The organism is Mixta sp. (genome assembly GCF_024610815.1).
Classification (GTDB): Bacteria; Pseudomonadota; Gammaproteobacteria; order Enterobacterales; family Enterobacteriaceae; genus Mixta; species Mixta calida.
The window spans coordinates 1-8153 of the sequence record NZ_JANION010000173.1 but is presented as its reverse complement, the minus strand read 5'-3'; the positions used below and the strand labels follow the sequence as shown (position 1 = coordinate 8153).

The 8153-nt window shown below is 52.4% G+C and carries 10 protein-coding genes and 1 other RNA gene; 3 read left to right on the top strand and 8 right to left on the bottom strand.

Annotation, left to right across the window (positions count from 1 at the left end; all coding sequences use genetic code 11):
• From MYY08_RS12975 to smpB, 4 genes are all read right to left on the bottom strand, one after another.
• Window positions 1-429, bottom strand: a 429-nt coding sequence (locus MYY08_RS12975; RefSeq protein ID WP_288014496.1) for a hypothetical protein, incomplete at its 3' end; no start/stop codon positions are given.
• On the bottom strand, window positions 416-1648 hold the full coding sequence (locus tag MYY08_RS12970) for an integrase domain-containing protein (RefSeq protein WP_288014494.1): 1233 nt from the start codon (window positions 1646-1648) through the stop codon (window positions 416-418). The genes MYY08_RS12975 and MYY08_RS12970, both read right to left, overlap by 14 nt.
• A gap of 184 nt (window positions 1649-1832) precedes the next feature.
• Window positions 1833-2195: a transfer-messenger RNA gene (ssrA, locus tag MYY08_RS12965) on the bottom strand.
• A 44-nt stretch (window positions 2196-2239) separates the two neighbouring features.
• Entirely contained in the window at window positions 2240-2722 is a 483-nt protein-coding gene (gene smpB, locus MYY08_RS12960) for an SsrA-binding protein SmpB (protein ID WP_038624633.1), read from the bottom strand.
• Window positions 2723-2881: 159 nt separating this feature from the next.
• Between smpB and MYY08_RS12955 the strand changes: the two genes are divergently transcribed.
• Window positions 2882-3316, top strand: a complete 435-nt coding sequence (locus MYY08_RS12955) for a type II toxin-antitoxin system RatA family toxin (RefSeq protein ID WP_038624635.1) — start codon at window positions 2882-2884, stop codon at window positions 3314-3316.
• Window positions 3309-3596, top strand: a complete 288-nt coding sequence (locus MYY08_RS12950) for an RnfH family protein (protein WP_038624636.1) — start codon at window positions 3309-3311, stop codon at window positions 3594-3596. The genes MYY08_RS12955 and MYY08_RS12950 overlap by 8 nt, the downstream gene beginning before the upstream one ends.
• Window positions 3597-3633: 37 nt before the next feature.
• Here the strand turns inward: MYY08_RS12950 and bamE are convergent, their stop codons facing one another.
• From bamE to nadK, 3 genes are all read right to left on the bottom strand, one after another.
• The gene (gene bamE / locus MYY08_RS12945) at window positions 3634-3987 is read right to left on the bottom strand and encodes an outer membrane protein assembly factor BamE (RefSeq protein WP_038624638.1); all 354 of its coding nucleotides are present in this window, start codon (window positions 3985-3987) and stop codon (window positions 3634-3636) included.
• A gap of 186 nt (window positions 3988-4173) precedes the next feature.
• A complete protein-coding gene (recN, locus tag MYY08_RS12940; protein ID WP_288014491.1) occupies window positions 4174-5835 on the bottom strand; it encodes a DNA repair protein RecN in 1662 nt (553 codons plus the stop codon).
• 87 nt (window positions 5836-5922) lie between these two features.
• Complete coding sequence (gene nadK, locus MYY08_RS12935) at window positions 5923-6801, bottom strand: NAD(+) kinase (protein ID WP_084970424.1); 879 nt, start codon at window positions 6799-6801, stop codon at window positions 5923-5925.
• Between the two features lie 122 nt (window positions 6802-6923).
• Between nadK and grpE the strand changes: the two genes are divergently transcribed.
• Complete coding sequence (gene grpE, locus MYY08_RS12930; RefSeq protein ID WP_038629905.1) at window positions 6924-7517, top strand: nucleotide exchange factor GrpE; 594 nt, start codon at window positions 6924-6926, stop codon at window positions 7515-7517.
• A gap of 39 nt (window positions 7518-7556) precedes the next feature.
• Here grpE and ung read toward each other — a convergent pair.
• Window positions 7557-8153: uracil-DNA glycosylase (gene ung, locus MYY08_RS12925; protein ID WP_288014488.1), on the bottom strand; the 597-nt coding region annotated here is incomplete at its 5' end.

The following is an 8153-nucleotide window of genomic DNA, read 5'->3' as shown; positions in this document are numbered from 1 at the left end:
GCTAATGACTGCTTTATATGTTCTCTTTATCCCAGTCAAAGAAATTAATATGTGAGAAGAAAATTCATATCCCTCACCATCATTATGATCTGGTTCGATTTTTCTGCGGGTTTGACGTTTTATATTCCTTAAAACAGTTGTAGAACCATTCCTATCTGTAGCATTGAACAAAAGACAAAGGTGTGTAGGGTTATTACTGCCTTTAGGGTAATATTCTGCGTCTTGTAGAGTAAGGACAAGAGAGTTAGATAAATAGGGGTAAGAAAAGTCTTTCTGAGCAATAATTAAAGGTGCCAGCTCATTAAGATCAGGAACCGAGCAATTGCAAGTTTCTTTATCTACATCATCAAGTTTTTGTGTTCTAAGTGCAGTATCTAATAAAAATTCGTGATGAGTTACATCGCGGAAATACGCATCAAGAGATGACATTTATTTTCCTTAATAAATTTGTTTTCATGGTGGCATGATCGCAGTATAACCCCCACCAATCCATTAACTCAATACGCTGAGTTAAATATATGGAACGATTGTAAGCTTTCCTAACTTCATTTTTATCACTGTGGGCTAGTGCTGCTTCGATCACGTCAGGATTCAAACCTGCTTCATTCATAGCAGTACTGGCTATCGAACGTAAACCATGAGCTACTAATGAACCTGCGTAACCGATTCGTTTTAATGCGGCATTAGCAGTCTGGCTATTCATTGGCAATTTAGGATCATTTCTGCTTGGAAAAACATGTTCACGATGAGCACTAATAGGCTTCATCACCTCCAAAATTTCTAACGCTTGAGGTGATAATGGAACAATGTGCTCACGTTTAGCTTTCATCCTTTCAGCTGGGATTACCCAAAGCTTAGTGTCGAGATCGAGCTCAACCCATCGTGTAGCAGAAGCTTCAGAGGGCCGTACAAGGGTCAAGAGCTGCCATTCAATCAAACAACGAGTCGGAACGGATAGATTAGACATTACTAGCGACTGCATAAGCTTCGGCAATTCCTCAGGTCGCAGCGTTGGCATATGCTGCTTTTTAGGCTTTTCAAAAGCCACACCGATCCCCGAAGCGGGATTAGCATCAATCAGCCCGGTATTAACTGCATAAATCATAATTTCATTAATGCGCTGTACCAGACGACGAACGGTTTCAAGAGCCCCACGGGCCTTAATGGGTTCTAACGCCTCAACCAGCCTACGGGCTTTGATTTCCTGCACGGGAATCTCGCCAATGGCTGGGAAAACATCTTTCTCAAGAGAACGCCAGATATCCTTCGCGTAATCCGGGGTAACGCTGGCTTGCTTCAAAGCAAACCAGTTAGCGGCCACAGTTGAGAAAATGCTGTCTAACGCGATCTGTTGTTGTTCTGTAACCTGTTCGGCCTGCGTTTGCGGGTCAATGCCATTAGCGAGTAAGGAGAGGTAATCAGCGCGCAGACGCCTGGCATCTGCCAGCGACAGGGCAGGGAAAGCACCTAGGCCCATCATGGTGCGCTGTTTTGTGGCTGGTCTTTGATAGCGGAAACGCCAAAGCTTCTTTCCGGTAGTTTTCACCACCATAAAAAGTCCGTCACCATCATGCAGCGTCAAATCTTTATCTATGGCCTTAGAACGGAGAATTTCTGTGTTGGTGAGAGGGCGTGTAGTCCTTGCCATGTGCGGCTTTCCTGCGTGAATTGGTATACGTTATCGGCATACATTTTACCGTATACCAATACGTATACCAATAATCACCGGATTTAACCGGATGTCCTCGGACTATTACAGATACAAAAAAGCCCGCGAAGGCTTATGCCATGCGGGCTTTCCGTACTTCACCGGACGTATCCGGATCAAGATTTGGTGGAGCTGGCGGGAGTTGAACCCGCGTCCGAAATTCCTACATCCTCGGTACTACATGCTTAGTCAGTCTTTACATTCGCCTGGCAGCTGCGGACAGACACGCCACTGACAGACTAGCCTGATTAGTTTTAACGCTTCAACCCCAGGCAGGGCATCCACGCGATCTCTTTTGGGTTTGACCTCTCTTGATCCCCGTCCTAAGAGCGGAGGCTAGGGAGAGAGGGCTCTAAGCAGGTTATTAAGCTGCTAAAGCGTAGTTTTCGTCGTTTGCGACTATTTTTTTGCGGCTTTTAACGAGGCAAACCGCCCCTCGGCATGCACCTTGGGTTTCGCGAATCCCGTCGAATCCAGAATCAGCCCCAAGAATTAAAGAGTATAGCAAAAAACGAGTGATGAATCCAGCGCTTAGCGATTGGCATTCTTCATAATGCGTGCTTTATCCAGCTGCCATTCGCGACTCTTCACGTCTTCGCGCTTGTCATGCTGCTTCTTACCGCGCGCCACGCCAATCTTCAGTTTGCACCAGGCGTTTTTCCAGTAAAGCGACAAGGCGATTACCGTATTGCCTTCGCGATTGACGCGACCGTACAGGCTATCCAGCTCGCGCTGGTTCAGCAGCAGTTTACGGTTGCGCGTGGGATCGCAGACGACGTGACTGGAAGCGACTGACAACGGCTGAAACGTCGCGCCAAACAGATAAGCTTCGCCATCGCGCAGCAGAATATAGCTGTCGCTGATGTTCGCCTTACCGGCGCGCAGTGATTTGACTTCCCATCCTTGTAGCGCCAGTCCCGCTTCGAACTCTTCCTCAATGAAGTATTCATGGCGGGCGCGTTTGTTAAGGGCAATAGTGGCAGAACCGGGTTTATGTGCTTTTTTCTTTGTCATAGTGCAACTTAGTTTACATCAGACCAGTGTTAATCGCATCCCCCGACCCAAAACCGCCGGGAAAAAAAGCTATTCTAGCACGCCTTGCGACTCAGAGAATTTTTGTTTGAGTGTTGAAAATGCTATTATTTGTACGTTTTATGAATCACAGGAAACGATATGGCCCAGATTAGCCGCTCCGCGCTTGTGCCTTACAGCGCTGAGCAAATGTACCAGTTAGTGAATGATGTCGATTCGTATCCGGAATTCCTGCCGGGCTGTACGGGGAGCCGCGTGCTATCCGCCTCCGAACAGGAGATGACGGCGTCGGTTGATGTCTCTAAGGCCGGCATCAGCAAGACGTTCGTGACCCGCAATACGCTGACGGATAACCAGAGCATTCATATGCAGCTGGTGGATGGTCCGTTCCGTAAATTAACCGGCGGGTGGACATTCACGTCGCTCGGCGATGACGCCTGTAAAGTAGAGCTCAATCTGGAGTTCGAGTTCACTAACATGCTGGTTGAACTGGCGTTCGGACGCATCTTTAAAGAGCTGGCGAACAGCATGGTGCAGGCGTTCACTCATCGCGCCAAAGAGGTTTACCGTGCCTGATATTACGGTTGAAGTGGTTTACGCGCTGCCTGAAAAACAGTACCTGCGCCAGGTGAAGCTGGCGGAGGGTAGCAGCGTTGAGCAGGCGATACGGGCATCCGGCCTGCTTGAACTGCGCCAGGATATTGACCTGACGCAGAATAAAATCGGCATCTACAGCCGGCCGGTGAAATTGCAGGATGAGCTTAACGAAGGGGACCGCGTAGAAATCTACCGTCCGCTGATTGCCGATCCGAAAGAGCTACGCCGTCAACGGGCGGAACGCTCGGCCAAAAAATAAAGGCGCCTCAGCGCCTTTTTTTATATCTGAAACCCGCTTAACGGTCGGACTTATTGTCGTTCAGGTTCGGTTTATTATCGATATTGGTCAGCACGCTGTTGCTGTCGAAAGTGAGCGTCAGCGTTTGCTGGGAAACTTTTTCATGGCCGGGCTGCTGACGGAACACATAATACCAGGTATTGCTACCGAAAGGATCGCTCATCATTGGCGTACCCAGCGTGTAAGCGACCTGCTGTTTCGTCATGCCAACGCGCAGCTTGGCAACGTCGGTGGCGGTCAGATAGTTACCCTGATTGATATCAGGACGGTAAACCACGCGCTCCAGAGTGGAACAGCCAGCAGTCATCATGAGAAGTAACACTGCAGCAGCAGTCAGCGTTTTACAGCGCATTTATACATTCCTTTTTTGGGCTCAACGCCTTTCAGTCAGGCGAATTTGGTGCCAGCACGGTCTGAACACAGCCTGCGGTCATCGTGTTTCATTCAGGCGACAAGCTGTCGATAATAATAAACCTGACCGCAGTTGGAAACCTTTACAGAGCAAGCATATGACCGCAGGAATGTAAAAAAGTGCATATCAGGCGGCTAAAAGCTCTTTTGCGTTCGCCAGCGTGTTGCGCGTGACTTCGCTGCCGCCCAGCAGACGCGCCAGTTCCTGCAGGCGCGCGCGTTTGTCCAGCGGCTGCATATGGGTTTCCGTCATCGCGCCGTCAGTCTCTTTGCTGACGAAGAAATGATGATGGCCACAGCCTGCCACCTGAGGCAAGTGCGTAACGCACATGACCTGCGTGGATTCGCCCAGCTGGCGCAGCAGTTTGCCTACCACGGCGGCGGTCGGTCCGCTGATGCCCACATCCACTTCATCGAAAATCAGCGCCGGCGTATCCATTTTACGCGCGGTGATCACCTGAATCGCCAGCGCGATACGCGACAGCTCACCGCCTGAAGCGACTTTCGCCAGCGGTTGCAGCGGCTGGCCGGGGTTAGTGCTGACGCGGAAATCAATACGGTCCGCGCCTTCCGCGGTCAGCTGATCCGGGTTGAACTGTACGGCGATGCTGAACTGTCCGTGCGGCATCGACAGCGCATGCATGCTTTCAGTGATCAGCTGGGTCAGCTCCTGCGCGAAATGGGCGCGCTGCTCATGCAGCTTCTGCGCACTGGCAAGCGCAGCCTGATGATGCTGCGTCACCGCCCGGCTCAGTGCTTCCTGATCGCTCTCTTGCTGAGAGAGCAGCTGTTCTTCTTCCAGCAGCTGTTGATGGAAAGCCGGCAGCGCCTCAGGCGCAACGTGATGCTTACGCGCCAGACTGATCTGACGCGACAGACGCTGTTCCAGCTCATAGAGGCGGTTCGGGTCGAGATCGAGGCGGTCGCAGTAGTGACGCAGCTCATCGCTCGCTTCGCTAATCTGAATCGCCGCTTCTTCCAGCATATTCAGCACGCCGCTCAGCTTATCATCCATCGTCACCAGCTCGCCCATCATCTGACGCGCCGTATAGAGCAGGCTTTGCAGATTGCTGTCATCGCCGTCCGCCAGTAAATGCAGCGCCTGCTGGCTGGTAGAAAGCAGCTGGCCGCTGTTGGCGAGGCGTTTGTATTCTTCATCAATCTGCTCGAATTCACCCGCCTGCGGCGCAAATTCGTTCAGCTCTTTCAATTGATATTGCAACAGTTCGCGGCGCGCTTCGCGCTCCTGCATTTGCTGCTGATGCTGCGCCAGCGTGCGGCAGCTCTGATGCCACTGACGATAGTTAGCCGCCATGCTCTGCATCAGCAGCGGCTGATCGGCGTAGGCGTCAAGCAGGGATTTTTGATGTTCCGGCTTCAGCAGTAGCTGGTGCGCATGCTGACCATGAATCTGAATCAGCAGCTGTCCCAGATCGCGTAACTGAGAGAGCGGAACGGAGGTGCCGTTGATAAAGCCGCGTGAGCGGCCATCGCTGCTGATAACGCGGCGCAGCAGGCACTCATGGCCGTCGTCCAGCTGATTTTCTTCCAGCCAGCGCTGGGCAGAGGGGGTGTCTTTCAGATTGAAGCGGGCGCAAAGGTCGGCGCGATTCGCGCCCTGACGCACCATATCCGCTTCGGCGCGGCCGCCAAGGCACAGCCCCAGCGCATCAATCGCAATAGATTTACCGGCGCCGGTTTCACCGGTAATCGCGGTCATGCCACGTTGAAAATCGATTTCCAGCTCGCGAACAATAGCAAAATTACTGATGGTGAGTTGGGCCAGCATACACGCCTTCCTGTACATAAACACAGATATGGTTTTTCGTACAGTATAATCTGGTTTTATATACAGTAAAGTGGCGCGTTGCGCTTTTTAAAATAATTTTTTCGACCAGCCGAGCTTTGAGCTTAGCGTATTGAAGTAACTGTAGTTTTTGGGGTGGATAAGGCTGAGGTGGTAGTCGCTGCGCCGGACCAGCACATCTTCGCCTTCCTGTATCGGCAGCGCAATCTGGCTGTCGCAGCTAATCTCCAGGTCGCTGCGCATATGGGAAAAACGCAGGCGGATAGTGCTGCTGCTGTTGATCACCAACGGTCGCGCGGAAAGGGTATGTGGGAACATCGGCACCAGTGCGATGGCATCAAGAGAAGGCGTTAAAATCGGGCCGCCCGCCGAAAGGGAATAAGCGGTCGAACCGGTCGGCGTGGAGATAATCAGGCCGTCGGAGCGCTGTGAAAAAGCGAAGTTTTCATCAATATAAACTTCAAATTCGATCATATGCGCCACTTTGCCGGGATGGAGCACCACTTCGTTGATCGCCGTGCCGATGCGGGGCGCGCCTTCGCCGCGGCAGACGCGCGCTTCCAGCAGAAAACGTTTTTCAATGATGTAGTCGCCGCGCAGCACGTCATCCAACTGCTGCTGCGCGTTATCGGGATCCAGGTCGGTGAGAAAACCCAGATTGCCGCGGTTAATGCCGATCACTTTGATATCGTAACGCGCCAGCACGCGCGCCGCGCCCAGCATATTGCCGTCGCCGCCGACCACAACGGCGAGATCGGCCCGCTGACCGATCTCCGCCAGCGATCCAGTTTGTACATGTTCCAGTGACAGTTCGCGCGCGATTTGCTGTTCGACAATGACTTCATACCCTCTCTCGGTCAGCCAGCGCCAGAGCATTTCATGCGTGGTCAGGGCGGTAGGATGACGCGGATGTCCGACGATGCCGATGCACTGGAAATGTTTATTCATTATGCAGGTATTCCTCATGGGGCAAATTGCCCTGACATTGTGACTGGTTCCCTTGAAACCATAAATCTGATCCCCATAATAAGCGAACCAGCGAGATGAATGTGCAAAACGCGGAGAAATTCATGAGTAGTAAAGATCAGAACACACCAAACGAGCAAGTCTCAGAAGAGATTCAAATGGAACAGCAGCAAAACGATAACGCGGAGACTGCAGAGGCTGAAGCAGAAGTGGTGGATCCGCGTGATGAGCGCATCGCTCAGCTTGAAGAACAGTTAGCCGGGCTGCAAAATGGCGTACGCGACGCGCAGCTACGCGCGCAGGCGGAAATCGAAAATATCCGTCGCCGTACCGAGCAGGACGTCGAAAAAGCGCATAAATTCGCCCTGGAAAAATTTGCTAACGAGCTGCTGCCGGTTATCGACAGCCTTGAGCGCGCGCTGGAAGTAGCGGATAAGAACAATCCTGAACTGAGCGCTATGATCGAAGGTATCGAGCTGACGCTGAAATCGCTGCTGGCGGCGGTGCGCAAGTTCGGTGTGGAAGTCGTGGGTGAAACTAACGTACCGTTCAACCCGGACGTTCATCAGGCGATGTCCATGATGGAGTCTGATGAGGTTGCGCCGAACCACGTAATGATGGTGATGCAGCGCGGTTATACGCTGAATGGTCGTCTGCTGCGACCGGCGATGGTGGCCGTCGCAAAAGCAAAAAGCTGATTTCCCGGCGCCGTGGCCTGAAGCCACGGCGTTGTTGCATCAGGGCAGGTGCGGCGTCCAGTCGATCGGCGTTTCGCCCTGCTGACTAAGGATGGCGTTGGTGCGCGAAAAGTGTTTGCAGTCAAAGAATCCCCGGTGCGCGGAAAGCGGAGAGGGGTGCGGCGCTTTCAGCACATGATGTCGTTTTGTGTCGATAATGCTGCCTTTCTTCTGCGCGTGCGATCCCCACAGCAGAAACACCACGTTTTCGCGGTTTTCGTTAATCGCCGCAATCACGCGATCGGTAAAGGTTTCCCAGCCAAAACGCGCATGGGAATGCGCCTTGCCCGCCTCTACGGTTAATACCGTATTCAGCAGCAGCACGCCTTGTTTCGCCCAGCTCTCCAGGAAACCGTGATTCGGCCGTTGAAAGCCGGGAATGTCGCTTTCCAGCTCTTTATACATATTCATAAGCGAAGGCGGTACTGCTACGCCAGGCCTGACGCTGAACGCCAGTCCGTGCGCCTGATTAGGGCCGTGATAAGGGTCCTGGCCCAGAATGACCACCTTTACCTGGTTCAGCTCGGTCAAACGAAACGCATTGAACACATCTTCTTTAGGCGGATAGACCGTTACGCCTGACGCGCGCTCTTTAGC